At 38.7% G+C, this 18466-nt stretch carries 16 protein-coding genes; 13 read left to right on the top strand and 3 right to left on the bottom strand.

Annotated elements, in window-relative coordinates; genetic code table 11:
* Positions 1-246: 246 nt before the first annotated feature.
* The 3 genes from ACKI3H_RS08350 to ACKI3H_RS08340 all read right to left on the bottom strand — a co-directional run bounded on the left by ACKI3H_RS08350 (position 247) and on the right by ACKI3H_RS08340 (position 3675).
* On the bottom strand, positions 247-1161 hold the full coding sequence (locus tag ACKI3H_RS08350; RefSeq protein ID WP_407371816.1) for an AEC family transporter: 915 nt from the start codon (positions 1159-1161) through the stop codon (positions 247-249).
* Between the two features lie 409 nt (positions 1162-1570).
* Entirely contained in the window at positions 1571-3055 is a 1485-nt protein-coding gene (locus ACKI3H_RS08345; protein ID WP_407371815.1) for a flotillin family protein, read from the bottom strand.
* Positions 3056-3096: 41 nt separating this feature from the next.
* Positions 3097-3675 (bottom strand): hypothetical protein, encoded by a 579-nt coding sequence (locus ACKI3H_RS08340; RefSeq protein WP_407371814.1) that lies wholly within the window; start codon positions 3673-3675, stop codon positions 3097-3099.
* Between the two features lie 478 nt (positions 3676-4153).
* Between ACKI3H_RS08340 and purE the strand changes: the two genes are divergently transcribed.
* The 13 genes from purE to ACKI3H_RS08275 all read left to right on the top strand — a co-directional run bounded on the left by purE (position 4154) and on the right by ACKI3H_RS08275 (position 18386).
* Positions 4154-4642 carry a 5-(carboxyamino)imidazole ribonucleotide mutase gene (gene purE / locus ACKI3H_RS08335; protein ID WP_407371813.1) on the top strand — a complete coding sequence of 163 codons (489 nt, stop codon included), beginning with the start codon at positions 4154-4156 and terminating at the stop codon, positions 4640-4642.
* On the top strand, positions 4635-5783 hold the full coding sequence (purK, locus tag ACKI3H_RS08330) for a 5-(carboxyamino)imidazole ribonucleotide synthase (RefSeq protein WP_407371812.1): 1149 nt from the start codon (positions 4635-4637) through the stop codon (positions 5781-5783). Before purE ends, purK begins: the two co-directional genes overlap by 8 nt.
* A 179-nt stretch (positions 5784-5962) precedes the next feature.
* Complete coding sequence (gene purC, locus ACKI3H_RS08325) at positions 5963-6673, top strand: phosphoribosylaminoimidazolesuccinocarboxamide synthase (protein ID WP_407371811.1); 711 nt, start codon at positions 5963-5965, stop codon at positions 6671-6673.
* Positions 6674-6758: 85 nt separating this feature from the next.
* The gene (purS, locus tag ACKI3H_RS08320) at positions 6759-7010 is read left to right on the top strand and encodes a phosphoribosylformylglycinamidine synthase subunit PurS (RefSeq protein WP_407371810.1); all 252 of its coding nucleotides are present in this window, start codon (positions 6759-6761) and stop codon (positions 7008-7010) included.
* Complete coding sequence (gene purQ / locus ACKI3H_RS08315) at positions 7010-7690, top strand: phosphoribosylformylglycinamidine synthase subunit PurQ (protein WP_407371809.1); 681 nt, start codon at positions 7010-7012, stop codon at positions 7688-7690. The genes purS and purQ overlap by 1 nt, the downstream gene beginning before the upstream one ends.
* Positions 7687-9918: a phosphoribosylformylglycinamidine synthase subunit PurL gene (gene purL, locus ACKI3H_RS08310; RefSeq protein ID WP_407371808.1), complete on the top strand. Its 2232-nt coding sequence runs from the start codon at positions 7687-7689 to the stop codon at positions 9916-9918. Before purQ ends, purL begins: the two co-directional genes overlap by 4 nt.
* Positions 9894-11348: an amidophosphoribosyltransferase gene (purF, locus tag ACKI3H_RS08305; RefSeq protein ID WP_407371807.1), complete on the top strand. Its 1455-nt coding sequence runs from the start codon at positions 9894-9896 to the stop codon at positions 11346-11348. Before purL ends, purF begins: the two co-directional genes overlap by 25 nt.
* A 2-nt stretch (positions 11349-11350) precedes the next feature.
* Positions 11351-12406, top strand: a complete 1056-nt coding sequence (gene purM, locus ACKI3H_RS08300) for a phosphoribosylformylglycinamidine cyclo-ligase (RefSeq protein ID WP_407371806.1) — start codon at positions 11351-11353, stop codon at positions 12404-12406.
* Positions 12403-12975 carry a phosphoribosylglycinamide formyltransferase gene (gene purN / locus ACKI3H_RS08295; protein ID WP_407371805.1) on the top strand — a complete coding sequence of 191 codons (573 nt, stop codon included), beginning with the start codon at positions 12403-12405 and terminating at the stop codon, positions 12973-12975. The genes purM and purN overlap by 4 nt, the downstream gene beginning before the upstream one ends.
* Positions 12976-13008: 33 nt before the next feature.
* Complete coding sequence (gene purH, locus ACKI3H_RS08290) at positions 13009-14550, top strand: bifunctional phosphoribosylaminoimidazolecarboxamide formyltransferase/IMP cyclohydrolase (protein ID WP_407371804.1); 1542 nt, start codon at positions 13009-13011, stop codon at positions 14548-14550.
* Positions 14551-14639: 89 nt separating this feature from the next.
* A complete protein-coding gene (purD, locus tag ACKI3H_RS08285; protein ID WP_407371803.1) occupies positions 14640-15911 on the top strand; it encodes a phosphoribosylamine--glycine ligase in 1272 nt (423 codons plus the stop codon).
* Positions 15912-16051: 140 nt separating this feature from the next.
* Complete coding sequence (locus ACKI3H_RS08280; protein WP_407371802.1) at positions 16052-17593, top strand: flavocytochrome c; 1542 nt, start codon at positions 16052-16054, stop codon at positions 17591-17593.
* A 244-nt stretch (positions 17594-17837) separates the two neighbouring features.
* Positions 17838-18386, top strand: coding sequence for a YtxH domain-containing protein (locus ACKI3H_RS08275; protein WP_407371801.1), 549 nt, complete (start codon positions 17838-17840; stop codon positions 18384-18386).
* Positions 18387-18466: the final 80 nt, after the last annotated feature.

Genomic DNA, 18466 nt, shown 5'->3' with positions numbered 1-18466 from the left:
AATAGAACGTAAAAAATAGTTTAGTTTAATACTATATAATGTTTAAATCATTAATTAGTTGGAAACAAGGAAAAATCTACTGTTTTATCAAAAATAGCGGGTTTTTTCTTGTTTATAGAGGGAAGGGGATTATTATGTAGAATCATGATATTTATAAGTATCACAATTGATGACCTTTCTAAAAATAATCCATAACAGTATATAAAAAAATTAGGCATGAATGAACTTATTCATTCACGCCAAACATTATAGACTCATAAAAATTAAAGCAGTTGTCATTAAAATTAATGAAAGAATGATACTGATAGAAGACAAGAAGCCAGAAAGGGAGGTTTTATTTCCGTAAACAACCATGTTAATAGTGGAAACCGTACCAATGGGTGAAAGTGCCACTAAAACTAAAGACAACCGAACAATTTCTGGTAAAGGCAGAAAAAAATAAAAAATCACAGCAAGTGAAATACCTAAAGTGTAACGAGTAAAAAGAAGTTTGAACACTTTTGTTAAATCCACTTTAGAAATGTTGAATTCTAAATAAAGGCCAATCATAAACATTGACAGAAAAGCGTTCCCGCTGGCAAAAATCTCAACTACTGAAAGAACACTTTCTGGAATTGTAATATTTACGAGTGCTAAAATAATCATAGCAATATAAGTAGAAAAAGACGGAGAACGAAACAGAGTGAAAATGACATCTGTTACTCCTCGTGTTCCACGATTTTGACCCGTCATTTTATCCGCTAAAAGTGGAGTACCACCAAACAACATTAATGCATTTCCTGTATCGAAGCTTCCAATAAAAGGAATGGCCTGAGGAAAGAAACCTTGCAAAAAAGGAATGGTGAAATTCCCAATATTGTAGCCTGCTTGACTGAACATCATAAGAGCTTGATCCGCTGTGCTCTTTTTTCGCCATATGAATCCCCCAATAGTAATCAGTAAAAAATTTGCGAATAAACCTAGCAATACCAAGATGATTAAAGTACTATTGATTTCAACTGAATTAAATCCGATGATAATGGTGGCTGGTAAAGTTAAATTGAGAACGATTTTTGAAACGGTATATCCATCTTTTGCTTCTAATAGCTTAAAGACTTTAAATAAATAGGCCACTAGAATGATCAATAAAAAACTAGTGGCTTGTATAAATACAACACCCATTAATGATTCACTCCCTCTGTTAAATATAAATTTCCTATAGGGATAGCCTTCCTTTTTATATTTTAGAAATCTGATTGTAAAAATTATAGCATATATCTAATTGAATCGAAGATGTTATGTAGAGTAATGGATACTTTTTCCAGATAGACTTTATGTTATAAAGGTGTAAACAATGAACTAGTTGGTCTTATAGAAGTATAAATTTAATCCAAGTGTTTTCTTGGCTGATTATTAATCAAGAAAAGATCTTTTTCAACTTTTTCAGTGAAAATAGAATCGAAATGTACGGATTAATCATTTAAAGAAATTTTTTTTACGGTGTTGTTTTTAGAACCCCTTTGATCTAATTAAAATACACGAGGCGGAATCGAACCGCCACAAGGCCCCTAGCCGTGCATTGATGCAGGTGTTAAATGATTTTTTTTGAATCGTCTGTGATGATGGGTTCTTCAGTTGCGACTGCTGTTTGAGTGAGGGTGTCGTTTAAGTTGCTGATTTGACGACCCACATTCTTTGTTCCAGCAAATGAACTGATTAAATTGTTAATGTCTAAGCCTGTTGCATCTTTAAATGCTTCTTGAGAGGCTGCCAATGTGTTTAAAGCTGTTTTGGTAATAGCTGATGCGCCATTTCCGTTTCCGCTGTCTACAACGGTGATCTTGTCAATGTTACTCAATGGTTCAGCAGCAGCGCGAACAATTGCAGGATAAGCTTCAATCAGTAAGGTTGCAATGGCTTCATCTCCGTATTGTTTCAAGGCTTCAGCCCAGGCTGTCTTGCTGTCTGCTTCAGCTTTACCGATTAAACGAATACTTTCGGCTTGAGCCATACCGTTTAATTCAATTTCTTTAGCTCTCGCTTCAGATTCAGCAATGGCTTTGTTTTTATCGGCTTCCGCACGTTGTTCAACAGAGTAACGTTCAGCATCAGCTCTCTTACGGACAGTTGCATCGTATTCGCGTTCTTGCTTAATGGTTTCTTTTTCTTGCAATTCGATTTGCTTTTCACGTTCAATAATTTGAGCGTTACCTTCTTCAATGATAACTTGTTTTCTTAATTCAGCTTTCTTTAAGTCATATGCACTTTCAGCTTCGGCTTTAGCGATATTTTGTTCTCTTCCATATTCAGATACGCGCAGACTTTTTACTTTTTCAGCTTGCGCAATCTCTGTTTGGCGTTGCAATTCCGCTTCTTGAGACAGTTGTTCAGCTAATGCTCGTTGAATACGTGTTTCTTTATCCGCATTTGCTGTTTTAATATCAGCATCTCGTTTCACTTCAGCAATACGACCTTGACCCAATGAATCGAGGTAACCGTTTCTGTCCGTTACTTCTTTTACTGTAAAAGATAAAATAACCAATCCCATTTTAGCTAAATCGCCAGATGCTTCATCTTGGACGTTTTGGTTGAATTTATCACGGTTTTGATAAATATCTTCAACAGTCATTCGACCTAAAATCGAACGCAAATGTCCTTCTAGGACTTCTTTCGCTTCGCTTTCTAATTGTTCTGTTGATTTACCAAGGTATTGTTCAGCGGCTGTTGCGATATCTTCTGATGTAGACCCGATTTTGATAATAACGGTTCCATCAACTGCGACTGGAACACCTTCCTCGGTATACACTTCTGGTGTACGAACGTCTAGTTTAGATGACAGCAATGACAACTTATGAACGGATTGAATGATTGGCCAAACGAATGTCCCGCCTCCGCTAACGATTTTCATTTTATTTCCCGTATTTGGATCTATATACACGTTCTTGCTGCCTAATGCTGTACCACTGATAATTAACGCTTCTGCTGGAGAAGCTGTACGGTAACGACTAACTAATGCTACTAATAAAACGACTGCGATGACAACTGCGCCAACGGTTACAAATAAGGTTGAATCCATGTGTACGTTCCTACTTTCTTATTCTATTTTTGATGCTGAGGTTATTTTCTTTGTTTCTCATTCCATGTCGGCTTTGGTTGGCCGATGGTTTTAATGCTGTTTGTATAGGGAAGTACATACAGAATGTTGTCTCTGACATCCATGATCAATACATTTTCATTTTTTGGAATATCGGTTATGTTATCGGTATTGTCATAGATTTTAGCCATCTTATTAACTCGTGTAAAACCAGTAGAAACGATGACTTCACCTGTTCCATTGAGTGTGATCGGAATAGATACTGTCGCTTCTTTGCCTTCTAAATCATGGATGGACGTAACATTCGAATTTTCTGCACGGCTCTTAAATGGCAGGATAACGAGAATATTCATGAGCATAATGACAACCATTATGGCAAAAAAGATACCCGCAAACAACCAAATGGATACAGGTGCGCGACTGGTCACTAGAACCCCATATGTAATGAAAAAAGCAATCATTCCTGTGACAAAGAAATCGCTGATATCGTAAAAACCGACACTGATGATATCTTTTAGTTGTAATGTCAAAATGGCTAATGCGATGCAGCCTGCAAAAGCAAATTGTAAGTACAGGGGGTTTTCTAAGATCGTGGTGAGCACTTCATTTTCACCTCCTTTCAGTGAGGAGTTATTTTATAAAACCAATCGAAGAAAACCCGACAATAATGACAAATAGTCGTTTCCAACGTCTATCATGGTCACAGCTATTGATTATTACAAATTGAGAGTATAGAAGATCGACATAGGAAAATCTTTTCAATTTCAACCCTTTTATTGCACTAATATAGATGGTTCCATAATACTCTACTTAGAGGAATAAAAGAAGGGTCTAATATAAAAATCAAAAGCATTTATTAGTTAGATATGTCTAATGTTCTGTCCCATTGATGTTGCAAGTAAACGAACTTGAACAAATCTGGTTTTTCGGATTATCTATCAAAATTAAGCTGATGACCTAATCTAATAGAAATAAAAATGCGTAATAACGAATGATAATTATAAAATTTAATCAAACGTTTGTAAAATTTCGGCGAGTTGTGCTATATTAAACGTGAGAAAATAGAGTGGAGGAAAATGAATGAATACCATTGTCTCTGTTGTTATGGGGAGCACTTCTGATTGGGAAACGATGAAAGACTGCTGTGCGATGTTAGATAAATTTGATATAGCGTATGAAAAAAAAGTGGTATCAGCCCATCGGACGCCGGATTTGATGTTTAGTTTTGCGGAACAAGCAAGAGAATTAGGTACAAAAATAATCATTGCTGGAGCTGGAGGTGCCGCTCATTTACCGGGCATGATCGCAGCAAAAACTACGTTGCCAGTCATAGGTGTACCGATACAATCTCGAGCGCTAAATGGAATGGATTCGTTATTGTCGATTGTACAAATGCCGGCGGGTGTACCTGTTGCGACTGTGGCGATTGGGAAAGCAGGAGCCGAGAATGCGGGACTTCTTGCGGTTCAGATTCTGTCTATTGAAGATGAAGAATTAGCAAAAAAATTGGAAGTAAGACGTGATAAGCTAAAAAAAAGTGTAATAGAAAGTAGTGAAGACCTTGTATAGAACACTTAAACCAGGAGATACTATTGGAATTATTGGAGGCGGACAATTAGGAAAGATGATGGCTCAATCAGCAAAAAAGATGGGATTTGTTGTTGGTGTCTTGGATCCTAATCAGAATTGTCCGGCAGCTCAAGTGTCTGACTGGAACATCCGTGCCGATTATGCAGATACAAAAGCTTTACGTGAATTTGCGAGAAGAGCAACTGTTCTGACATTTGAATTTGAAAATATTGATGCGAAAGCATTGCAAGAGATGGAAGAGTTGGCAGCTATTCCACAAGGTAGCGAAGTAATAGCTATTACGCAAGACCGAATCAAAGAAAAACGATTTTTAGAATCTATTGAGGTCTCTATAGCAGCTTTTGAGGTTGTGGAAACAATAGACCAACTGAATGCTGCCGTTGAAAAAATTGGCTATCCCTGTATATTGAAAACAACACGTTTTGGATACGATGGCAAGGGACAGGTTGTTTTGAAATCAGAAGCGGATAAAGTAGAAGCAGAAGCGCTGATTGCTGACAACAGCTGTATTCTTGAAGCTTGGGTACCTTTTTCGAAAGAATTATCGGTCATGATTGTTCGCAATCAAAAAGGAGAGACGACCATTTTCCCTGTTTCTGAGAATATCCACGTCAATAATATTTTACATGAAAGCATTGTACCCGCTCGGATTTCTCCAGTAGTGAGTGGAAAAGCGGTGGAAGCGGCTCAACAAATTGCTGATGCGTTGCAATTGGTTGGAACGTTAGGGATCGAACTGTTTTTGACAAAAGACGATGACATCTTTGTCAATGAACTGGCGCCTCGTCCGCATAATTCAGGACATTACACGATTGAAGCAATGTCCCTTTCGCAGTTTGATGCACATATCCGAGCGGTAGCTGGGTTGACAATGCCAAAAGCACGCTTACTTTCGGATGTCGTTATGGTTAATATTTTAGGGCAAGATATGGAAGACAGTTTAGCGTTTCGTGATAAAAAAGCAGAATGGTCGTTTCATTACTATGGGAAAGAAGACTTACATACAAATAGAAAAGTCGGACACGTCACGATCTTGACAAAGGACGTGGAAGAAACCCTGATAGAAATAGAGAATACCGGGATTTGGAATGAAGCGCGCAAAAAATTAGGACTGAATTAACGTAGGAAGACCGGAGCCATTGTTCCGGTCTTTTTTAATGTTGTAAGATAGGTTTCGTTATTTTATCATTTAAAAAAATAGGGGCTATTCCATTGACAATCAAAAGTTGAGTGCTACAATTAAAGCGAATGATTTAACATTATAACAAAATATTGTTCGTAAATAGAAAGGGAGAGATAATGGAAAGGAAAGAATTGCTTTATACCGGGAAAGCTAAAAAATTGTATGCAACTAATCAAGAGGCAATTCTTTTAGCAGAGTATTTAAACCAAGTTACTTCATTAAATGGTGCTAAAAAAGAAAATGTTGAAGGAAAAGGAGAATTGAACAACCAAATTACTGGCTTGATATTCACGTATTTAGCTGAAAGAGGCTTTTCAAGTCACTATATCCAAGAAGTATCAAAAACCGAACAATTGATAAATAAGGTTGAAATGATTCCTTTGGAGGTAGTTGTTCGTAATACGTCAGCAGGCAGTTTTACAAAACGATTTGGTATAGAGGAGGGAATCAATTTATCTTTTCCTATTCTTGAATTCTATTACAAAAATGATAATCTAGATGATCCATTTATTAATGATTCACACGTTAAGATGCTAAGCATTGCGAACGATAAAGAGATCTTAGAAATAAAAAAACAAGCCTTAGAAATCAATGCTGCCTTAGTGGAAATGTTCAAAAAAATCGCTATTCGTTTAATTGATTTTAAAATTGAATTTGGAAAAACGGCTGATGGGAAAATCATCCTCGCTGATGAAATATCCCCAGATACTTGCCGTTTATGGGATATAAATACGAAAGAACATTTGGACAAAGATCTTTATCGCCGAAATTTAGGAGATATCATTCCAGTTTATGCTGAAGTATTGAAGCGACTGAACAACATCTGAATAAACGAATCATCCTTTCCAATAGACACAGAATAATGAAAATCAACTACTATAAATCAAAAGAGAAAAGTGAGGCGTTTCAATCGTGTATAAAGTAACCGTTTATGTCACTTATAAAGATTCAGTTCTAGATCCGCAAGGGGAAGCTGTCAAGGGTGCGGTTCATCGCATGGGATATGAGTCAATCGAAAATATCCGTATTGGGAAATATTTTGAAATCCAAGTTTCTAAGGATGAAAAGGATATTGAACACGTAATTGAAGAGATCTGTGACAAACTTTTAGCAAATGTGGTAATTGAAACATACCGGTATGATATTCAGGAGGTTGGAATGTAATGAAATTTGCCATTATTGTTTTCCCTGGATCCAATTGCGACTTAGACATGTATACAGCTGTAAAAGATAGTCTTGGGGTAGACGCGGAATATGTTCAGCACTATGAAAACAACTTGCAAGGATTCGATGCAGTGTTACTCCCAGGAGGATTCTCTTACGGAGATTACTTGCGCACGGGTTCTATTGCCCGATTTTCCACTATTATGGCTGAAGTGATTCGATTTGCTGAAGAGGGCAAGCCTGTTTTTGGAGCGTGTAATGGATTTCAAATTTTGACAGAAGCGGGTTTATTACCGGGAGCGTTACGCCGCAATGATTCACTGAAATTCATCTCTAAGCAGCAAAATCTAAAAGTAGAAAACGTACATACATCATTTACATCAAGTTACGAACAAGGAGAAGTTATTACGGTACCTATCGCACATGGTGAGGGGAATTACTACTGTGATAAAGAAACATTGCAGCAAATGAAGGATAACAATCAAATTGTTTTTACGTATGCGAATGACAACCCAAATGGAAGCATCGAAAATATAGCGGGCATTATCAATAAGCAAGGAAACGTATTGGGTATGATGCCTCATCCTGAAAGGGCTGTTGAAGCATTATTGGGTTCAGATGATGGATTAAAATTATTCCAGTCTATGTATAAAAATTATCAGAAGGAGCTGTGCCAATGATGGTTTTTTTGGAACCAACACCCGAACAAGTAAAAGAGTTGGAAGTCTATCGTGAATGGGGATTGACTGACGAAGAGTACGCCATCATCAGTGAGGATATTTTGCACCGTTTACCGAACTACACTGAAACAGGTCTGTTTTCTGTTATGTGGAGTGAACATTGCTCTTATAAAAACTCAAAATCGATTTTGCGAAAATTTCCTACTGCAGGAACACAAGTGTTGCAAGGGCCGGGTGAAGGTGCAGGAATTGTTGATATTGGTGATGGTCAGGCGGTTGTCTTTAAGGTGGAGAGTCATAATCACCCATCTGCGGTTGAGCCCTACGAAGGAGCGGCGACTGGTGTCGGAGGAATTATTCGCGATATTTTTAGTATGGGAGCCCGTCCAATTGCGATCCTAGACTCTCTGCGTTTCGGTGAGTTAGACAACGAACGCACAAAATATATTTTCGAAGAAGTTGTAGCTGGGGTTAGTGGTTACGGCAATTGTATCGGTATACCAACGGTGGGTGGAGAAACTGTTTTTGATCCTTGTTACAAAGGCAATCCTTTGGTAAATGTCATGTGTGTCGGCTTGATCGACCAAAAAAATATTCAAAAAGGGCAAGCTAAAGGGACTGGAAACACAATCATGTATGTAGGCGCTAAAACGGGACGTGATGGTATTCATGGAGCGACGTTTGCATCTGTTGAATTCAAAGAGGAAGAAGAAGCGCAACGTTCTGCCGTCCAAGTTGGAGATCCGTTTATGGAAAAGCTATTGATGGAAGCTTGCCTAGAATGCATCTATGATTATTCTGATGCTTTGATCGGAATCCAGGATATGGGAGCTGCAGGACTGGTTTCATCAAGCGCTGAAATGGCTTCAAAAGCGGGTAGTGGGTTGATTTTGAATTTGGATGATGTTCCACAACGCGAAACACATATGACTCCTTATGAAATCATGCTTTCTGAATCGCAAGAGCGGATGTTGTTGTGTGTTAAGAAAGGCGAAGAACAACGGATTATTGAGTTGTTTGAAAAATATGAATTAGCAGCTGTTACTATCGGGGAAGTCACAGACGATGGGTTGTATCGTCTATTTCATGATGGAAAAGAAGTTGCTAATGTACCAGTTGATGCTTTAGCAGAGGATGCACCAGAATACCTTAAACCGATGCAAGAGCCTGAGCGCATCGCGTTATTTGCTGCAATGGCTGACTATCAGCCAATCTTTACGTCTGCTGCAGAAACGCTGGTTAAGTTGTTGCAACAACCAACACTTGCTTCAAAGAAAAATATTTATCAAACTTATGATTCGATGGTCCGTACGAGCACCGTTGTGGGACCAGGAAGTGATGCTGCTGTTATTCGCATACGTGGAACTGAAAAAGCGCTCGCGATGACGACGGACTGTAATAGTCGTTACATCTATTTAAATCCTGAGATTGGTGGACAGATTGCAGTTTCAGAGGCCGCTCGTAATATTGTGGCTAGTGGAGGAAGACCAATGGCCATCACAGATTGTCTGAATTACGGGAATCCTGATAAGCCAGAGATTTTCTGGGAATTGAGTACTTCGGCAGATGGCATATCAGAAGCCTGTCGTTTATTGGGTACCCCAGTGATTTCGGGTAACGTATCGCTCTACAATGAAATGGATGGGGAAGCTATTTACCCGACACCGTTGATTGGCATGGTCGGTCTGATTGAGGACAGCAAACACATTACAACCCAGGCATTCAAAAATGCCAATGATCGAATTTTCATCATTGGCGATACAAAAGCGGATTTTAATGGTTCCGAATTACAAAAATTAGAATTGGGCAAAATTGAAGGAAAGCTAATGGATTTCGATCTGACAATCGAAAAAGAGAACCAAGACACTGTTTTAAAAGCTATTCAGGCTGGATTGATTGAAAGTGCTCACGATTTAGCAGAAGGTGGATTGGCGGTCGGTTTGATGGAGAGCGTCTTCGATACGGCATTAGGATTCGATGTAACAGTAGCGATGGATAAAAAATGGTTATTCAGTGAAACGCAATCGCGTTTTATAGTAACAGTGAAACCTGAAAATGTCCTTGCATTCAAAGCGCTAGTTAAATCAACTGCAACAGAAATTGGGACAGTCGAAAATAATGGATTCGCAAAAATAGCTACTGAAAACGAAATAATTGCTTTATCCATAAAAGAAGTAGAAATGAAATGGCAGGAGGCTATCCCATGTTTGCTGAAACAAAAAGCTTAAATGAAGAGTGTGGGGTGTTTGGCATTTGGGGTGATCCAAGTGCTAGCCAACTGACTTATTTTGGATTGCATAGTTTGCAGCATCGCGGACAAGAAGGTGCTGGAATCGTTTCTTGTAATAATGGGAAACTATTGGTTCATCGCAATCTTGGGTTGATTAGTGAAGTCTTTAAAAATGGAGACGACCTTAAACGATTGTCAGGAGATCGTGCTATCGGACATGTACGCTATTCAACATCTGGACAGAATAGCATCGAAAATGTACAGCCTTTCTTGTACCATTTCTACGATTTAGATATCGCGATCTGTCACAATGGAAACTTGGTGAATGCCAAGAGCTTGCGACGCAATCTGGAAGAAGATGGAGCGATCTTTCATTCGACGTCAGATACGGAAGTGTTGATCCATCTTATTAGACGTAGCCAGAAAGACACGTTAATCAATAAAATAAAGGAAAGCCTGAACCTTGTTAAAGGTGGGTTTACTTATGTGCTTATGACGGATGAAAAAATGTTCGGTGCTGTGGATGCGAACTCTTTACGTCCACTTGTTATTGGATTATTGCCAAATGGTGCCTATGTGATGGCAAGTGAAACGTGTGCCATCGATACCATTGGGGCAGAGTTTGTCCGTAATGTTAATGCCGGAGAATTGGCCATTATTGATGCCAATGGCTTAACGATTGAAAAATACACCGAAGATACAACCATCTCCATTGCGGCAATGGAATATATCTATTTTGCTCGACCAGATTCAAACATAGCCGGTGTGAATGTGCATACGGCTCGTAAAAGAATGGGAAAACGGTTGGCGGTAGAATCCCCTATGGTGAATGCGGATATCGTTATTGGTGTTCCTAACTCGTCATTATCCGCAGCTAGCGGTTTTGCTGAAGAGAGTGGAATCCCCTATGAAATGGGACTGATTAAGAATCAATATGTAGGGCGCACATTTATCCAACCGACACAAGAACTGCGCGAATTGGGTGCAAAAATGAAGTTATCCGCTGTTAAAGGAGTCGTGCAAGGGAAAATTGTTGTCATGGTAGATGACTCGATTGTCCGAGGTACAACAAGTAAACGAATCGTCACGTTATTGAAAGAGGCCGGAGCGAAAGAGGTTCATGTTCGCATCGCTTCTCCTCCCTTGATGTATCCAAGTTTTTACGGGATTGATATTAGCAAATCTGCTGAACTGATTGCTGCAAGAATGACAGTTCCTGAAATGTGTGAGTCTATCGGAGCAGACAGTTTGTCATTTCTCAGCCAAGAAGGCTTAATTGATTCAATTGGATTGAAATTTGATAGTCCTTACTCAGGTTTATGCATGGACAGTTTCAATGGGGATTATCCAGCAGGGCTGTACGACTATGAAGAAGACTACCTAAAGAATATGACCGAAATTCAAAAAGAAAATCTTAGGGGAGGGTAATAATGGGAAATGCCTATGCGAAAGCGGGTGTAGATGTCACAGCGGGTTATGAAGCAGTAGAACGCATCAAAAAACATGTCAAACGTACGAAACGACCGGGTGTTTTTGGTGAAATCGGTGGATTCGGTGGTCATTTTGATCTTGGCGAACTCAACTATAAAAAGCCCGTTCTTATATCTGGGACGGATGGTGTTGGGACAAAACTACTGTTGGCCATTGAATCTGGCAAATGGGACACAATTGGAATCGATTGTGTCGCGATGTGTGTCAATGATATTGTGGCTCAAGGAGCAGAACCCCTTTATTTCTTAGATTATATTGCGGTCGGGAAAAACTATCCTGAAAAAATCGAGCAAATTGTAGCGGGTGTGGCAGAAGGGTGTGTCCAATCCGGAGCTGCCTTAATTGGTGGTGAAACAGCTGAAATGCCGGATATGTATAATCCAGAAGATTTTGATTTGGCAGGATTTACAGTGGGTATTGCAGAAAAAGATGCCTTATTGTCCTCTGCATTGGTCCAAGAAGGGGACACGTTGATTGGACTACCTTCAACGGGAATCCATTCAAACGGTTACTCGTTAGTACGAAAAATTTTCTTTAAAGATCATGCGTATACATTAACGGATAAAGTTCATGGATTGGGTAATCAAGAGTTAGGTAATGTTTTATTGACGCCAACAAAAATTTACGTTAACGCATTGCTGCCATTGATAAAAAAACACTTGCTTCATAGTGTTGCACATATCACAGGCGGCGGATTCGTTGAGAATATTCCGCGGATGCTTCCTAAAAACGTACAAGCTCAAATTCAGTTAGGGAGCTGGCCGGTATTGCCGATCTTTCAAACAATGCAAACGATCGGTAAAATTCCAGAAGGTGACATGTATGAAATATTCAATATGGGCATCGGCATGGTTCTTTCGGTTGCTCCTGAAAAAGTACCTGAAGTAATTGCTATCCTTAGAGGAAATAACGAAAAAGGGTATGTGATCGGTTCGGTAGTTTCAAAGGGAATAGAAACAGAGGAAAAGGTCGTTTTGAAAGAGAAGCAACTATGAGGATAGTTGTATTTGCTTCAGGAAATGGGTCTAATTTCCAAGCGATAGCTGAGGCAAGCGCCTCCAAACAAATCGATGCAACCCTTTGCTTCCTGTTTTGCGATAATCCGAAAGCGTATGTCATAGATCGTGCAAAAAAAATGGGTATCCCTTTTAAGGTTTTCAGTCCGAAAAATTATGAGAATCGAGCAGCCTATGAGTCTGAACTATTGCAACAACTTGAACTAAACGCGGTGGATTTGATTGTATTGGCAGGATACATGAGAATTATTGGACCGACATTGCTAATGGCTTATGCAAATCGTATCTTGAATATCCATCCTTCTTTATTGCCATCCTTTCCTGGTAAAAGCAGCATTCAAGATGCATTCGAATCAAATGAGAAGGAAACTGGTGTGACGGTGCACGTTGTTGATGCAGGTGTAGACACTGGACCGATTATTGCACAAGAGAAGGTGGCTATTTTACCTGAAGATACAATAGACTCTTTGGAGGCCAGGATACATCAAGTAGAGCACCGTCTTTTTCCGCAAGTCATTCAAAAAGTGATTGAAAATAAAAGCCTTTAAAAAAAAGGAATAAAAATTGAGGAGTGGCATACAGTGACAAGAGCATTAATCAGCGTTTCAGATAAAGAAGGTATTGTACCATTCGCAAAAGCATTAGTGGCAAAGGGAATCGAAATCATTTCAACTGGTGGAACCAAGAAGATATTAGAAGACGCAGGTGTCCCTACTGTTTCTGTTGAAGACGTAACTGGATTTCCAGAAATGATGGATGGTCGTGTCAAAACCTTGCATCCACTTATCCATGGTGGTCTATTAGGAAGACGTGATCTACCTGAACACATGTCGGCAATGGAAAAACATAACATCATACCGATTGATTTTGTGGTGGTAAATCTTTATCCATTCAAAGAAACCATCAGTAAAAAGGATGTTGCTTTAGAGGAAGCCATTGAAAATATTGATATTGGCGGTCCGAGCATGCTGCGTAGTGCAGCTAAAAATTATGCAAGTGTGACTGTTTTAACGGATCCAGCTGATTATAATAATGTCATCAGTGAATTGGAAGAAACAGGAGCAACAAATCTTAAAACACGTCAAGCTTTAGCTGCAAAAGTCTTCCGCCACACCGCAAGTTATGATGCCTTGATTGCGCAATATTTGACCACTAGTGTTGGCGAAGAAGAACCTGAAAAATTAACGTTGACCTATGATTTGAAACAAAAACTACGCTATGGCGAAAATGGACATCAAGTCGCTAATTTTTACCAAGATTCAATGATTGTACCCTTCTCGATTGCAAATGCTCATCAATTACATGGAAAAGAATTGTCGTACAATAACATTAAAGACGCAGATGCTGCTATTCGTATCATACGTGAATTTGATGAACCGGCAGTAGTTGCTGTCAAACATATGAACCCATGTGGAGTGGGCATTGCTGAAACGATTGAAGAGGCTTTTGATCGCTGTTACGCAGCTGATCCAGTCTCAATCTTTGGAGGAATCGTAGTGGCCAATCGCCAATTAGATACTATGACAGCAGAAAAGCTGAATAGCATGTTCTTGGAAATCGTTCTCGCGCCAAGTTATACAAAAGAAGCGTTAGCTATTTTATCGAAGAAAAAAAATATTCGGATCATGACTTTGGATTTCTCAACTGCAAAAGTAGGCGGCAAAGAAGTTGTTTCTGTGTTGGGCGGGATATTGGAACAAACACAAGATATCAGTACTGAAGATACAGCGGCTAACTGGGAAGTAATGACAGACCGTAAACCAACCGAAGAGGAAATGAAAGCTATGGACTTTGCATGGAAAATAGTTAAGCACGTAAAGAGCAATGCTATCGTTCTGGCAAATAGCCAACAGACCGTTGGAATCGGGGCAGGGCAAATGAACCGTGTCGGATCCGTTAAAATTGCGATTGAACAGGCTGAAGCAAGTAACGCTATCGAAGGTGCTGTATTGGCTAGTGATGCTTTCTTTCCTATGAATGATAGTGTGGAATACGCAGCACAACATGGCATCAAGGCAATTATTCAACCAGGCGGAAGCATCAAAGATAAAGAATCCATTGAAATGGCGAATAAATACGGAATGACCATGCTGAAAACTGGTGTACGTCATTTTAGACATTAAGAAATAGACTAGAATGCAACCTATCACTAAACAAATCCGAAATACAGCAGAAACTATTTGATCTAATAAAAAATTGGAGGATTTCGTAGATGAAACTTCTTGTCATTGGTAGTGGTGGACGTGAGCACGCCATCGCAAAAAAATTCAAAGAAAGCTCATTAGTAGAAGCTGTATATTGTGCTAAAGGAAATATTGGGATGGAAGCTGATGGCATCCAATTGGTTGACATTGCAGAAAATGATCATCAAGCGTTGATTCATTTTGCGAAATCAGCAAGAATTACTTGGACGTTTATTGGACCAGAAATAGCTCTGTTTGAAGGTTTAGTAGATGCATTCGATAATGCTGGATTAAAGGTCTTTGGACCAAGCAAAAAAGCAGCAGACTTAGAATGTTCAAAACAATTTGCAAAAGAATTGATGGAAAAATATGCTATTCCAACCGCAACGTATGAAATATTCGAAGATTATGATGCAGCTTTAGCTTATGTGGAAGAACAAGGCGTCCCGATTGTCATCAAAGCAGATGGGTTAGCCGCCGGAAAAGGGGTTGCCGTTGCTATGACGCTGAGGGAAGCAACTACTGCTTTAAGTGAGATGTTAGTGAAAGGGAAGTACGCAGCGGGCAAACCCAAAGTGGTGATTGAAGAATATCTCGAAGGTGAAGAATTTTCTTTATTTGCGCTTGTAAATGGATTGAACTATTATTATGCCGGGGTTGCTCAAGATCATAAACGGGCCTATGATGGGGATAAAGGACCAAATACAGGTGGTATGGGCGCTTATTCTCCAGTACCGCAAGTTTCTGAAGCGTTAATTCAAGAAGTTTTGGAGACGGTCATAAAACCAACTGTAAATGCAATGGTTGCTGAATCACGTCCTTTCAAAGGGGTTATTTATGCTGGATTGATGATGACAAAAAATGGTCTGAGGGTCATCGAATTTAATGCTCGTTTTGGGGATCCTGAAACCCAAGTCATTTTGAACCAGCTGGACTCTGATTTGGTACAAGTGATCGATGATATCTTAAATGAAAAAGATCCAGTTATTAAAATGCACACGGACCGCTACACACTAGGTGTTGTTGTTGCAGCTGAGGGTTACCCTGAAAATACGATAAAAGATATTCCATTACCGCAAATGACTACAGAAAGTTCAGATTGTACTATTTATACTGCGGGTATGAAGAAAGAGGAAAGCAGTCTTATTTCTGATGGAGGCCGTATTTTATTTGTTGCAGCACAAGGTTCAACGCTACGAGAAGCCAAAGATAAGGCTTACCATTATTTAACGAATAATCCCATAGAGCATACGTTCTATCGTTTTGATATCGGTGAAAAAGCTATCCAGTTTACAAAATAAAAGCACTGAGGAAAAAAGATACAGTTACTAAAGTGCTTTATTATTTTAAATCTCTTCTAGTATTTTTTTCTCACAAAAGATAGGTTAAAATAAAAGAGTCACAGGGGATAGTTTTTATGATGGATTTTAAGGAGGAAATGATGAAAAAGAAATCTTTTTTGCATGTTCCACTCGTGTTTTGTACTGGTATTTTTTTGGCGTCATATAGAGCTCTTGAAAAAAATAAAGGATCAAAAAATAATGAAGCTAACGAGGATTCTGCTAAGGAAACTGAAGTTAAATCAAATGCTTTAAAACAGGAATATACTCATTTTAGTGAGTTGAAAGATTCGTATGATGTCATTATTGTTGGCGCAAGTGGTGCAGGAATGACTGCAGCTATTGAAGTGAAAGATGCTGGTCTAAATCCTGTCATTTTAGAAAAAATGCCGATAGTTGGAGGGAATACTGCAAAATCATCAAGTGGTATGAATGCTTCAACTACCAAGTTCCAAAAGGCTGAAGGAATAGAGGATAGCAATGAGGCTTTTTACGAGGAAACGTTAGCGGGCGGTTACGGTACGAATGATAAAGAGTTGTTGCGTTACTTTGTGGATCACTCTGCCGCAGCGATTGATTGGCTAGATGAGAATGGAATGACTGTAGATAATTTAACTATAACTGGCGGAATGAATCAAAAAAGGACACATCGTCCATCCGACGGTTCAGCAATTGGCGGCTATTTGGTTAAAGGATTAGTAAAAGCTGTCCACAAACGAAACATTCCAATTCTCGTAGATACAAGTGTGACAGCTCTCAATGAAAATGAGGGTAAGGTTAATGAGGTAACCTTTAAAATAAAAGGATTAGAACCTAAAACGCTCACAGGAAAAGCTGTTGTAGTTGCAACTGGAGGTTTTGGGGCAAGTAAAGAACTGATTGGGAAATTTAGACCAGATTTAAAAGACTATGTAACAACTAATCAAAAAGGCAGTATAGGTGACGGAATCAAAATGATCGAAAATCTAGGCGGTCAAACGATTGGTATGGACCAAATTCAAATCCATCCAACAGTTCAGCAAGATAAAGGAATTTTAATAGGAGAAGTCGTTCGTGGCGAAGGAGCTATCCTCGTAAACCAAACAGGAAATCGTTTTGTTAATGAGTTAACTACGCGCGATAAAGTTTCTGAGGCTATTACTGATTTGCCGGAAAAATCAGCTTACTTGATTTTTGATCAAGGAGTACGGGACCGAGCAAAAGCAATTGATTTTTATGAAAAAATGGAATACGTTAGTAGCGGTAAAGACATAAAAGAGTTAGCAGAGAAAATCAATATACCTGGTAATCAATTACATAGAAGTGTTGTCACATGGAATCAAAGTGTTGCAAATAAGATGGACGAAGAATTTAATCGTACTACTGCAATGGAAAACGACTTAGCTAAGCCAAATTATTATGCAATAAAAATTGCTCCAGGAGTTCACTATACAATGGGAGGCATTAAAGTAAACATGCAAACCGAAGTGTTGAATACAGAAAATCAACCAATTAAAGGGTTGTATGCTGCAGGTGAATTGGCTGGAGGATTACATGGGAATAATCGTATTGGTGGGAACTCAGTTGCAGAAATTATTGTTTTTGGACGCCAAGCTGGTCAGCAAGCAGCTGATTATGTAAAAAGGCACTCTTTATCGAAATGAATTTTTAGGAATAAAGATGCATCCGATGGAATTATTCTATTGAACAAGATAGTAAGTTTATAAATCTAAAATACTCGATTCTAAAAGAATGACTCTGCATAAACAGTGAAATATAGATTTTTCTTTTATTCTTAATGCCTTTTGTTTTGGACAATGCCTTTTGTGTTATATGATGTTCATATAGATAGTATTAGATCGTTAGATGGCAAAATAGAAAAACAAAATTGAAAGGAGCACGAATAAAATGAAAAAATCAAAATTAATCCATATGGGTAAGGAACACGCACATGACGCATTTGATATGGCCAAAGATTATCTTCCTTCAACACATCAATTAGCTAAATCAAAGATGAAGACAGATAAAATGCTTGCTAAGGGAGTCACTAAAGCAATGCCCAAAAAAGTAAAACGAATGGAACTAGCAAAATTAATTATTTTACCGATAGCAGGTGCGTTAGCTGGATTGTTGTTTGCACCTAAATCTGGGAAAGCCTTACGAACAGATATAAAAGATAAGTTCGCTGATGCAAAAGATACTGGCATGGAAAAAGGGAAAGAATGGAAAGAAAAGGGCGTAGAAAAAGCTCAAGACATGAAAGAGAACCACATAAAGAAGACGGATATAGAACATAAAGGTGCTCCTTCCGATGAACCAGAATCAGTGCATGGAAATGTTCATGGTACACCGGCGGAACCAACTGAAGATCAAACTATTCCAGCTGATAAATTGGATGAAACATTAGATGATCTAGGCTATGATTCTGAAGAAGAATTAGTAGAAGAAGAAAAATAATTAAATCAAAATAGACCACTCTTTTCTGTCATATAATGATGACAGAAAAGGGTGGTTCTTTTTTTGAAAATCAATATAAA

Origin of the sequence: Carnobacterium sp., from assembly GCF_045617425.1 — a bacterium.
Classification (GTDB): Bacteria; Bacillota; Bacilli; order Lactobacillales; family Carnobacteriaceae; genus Carnobacterium_B.
This window is presented reverse-complemented; position numbering and strand designations above follow the sequence as displayed.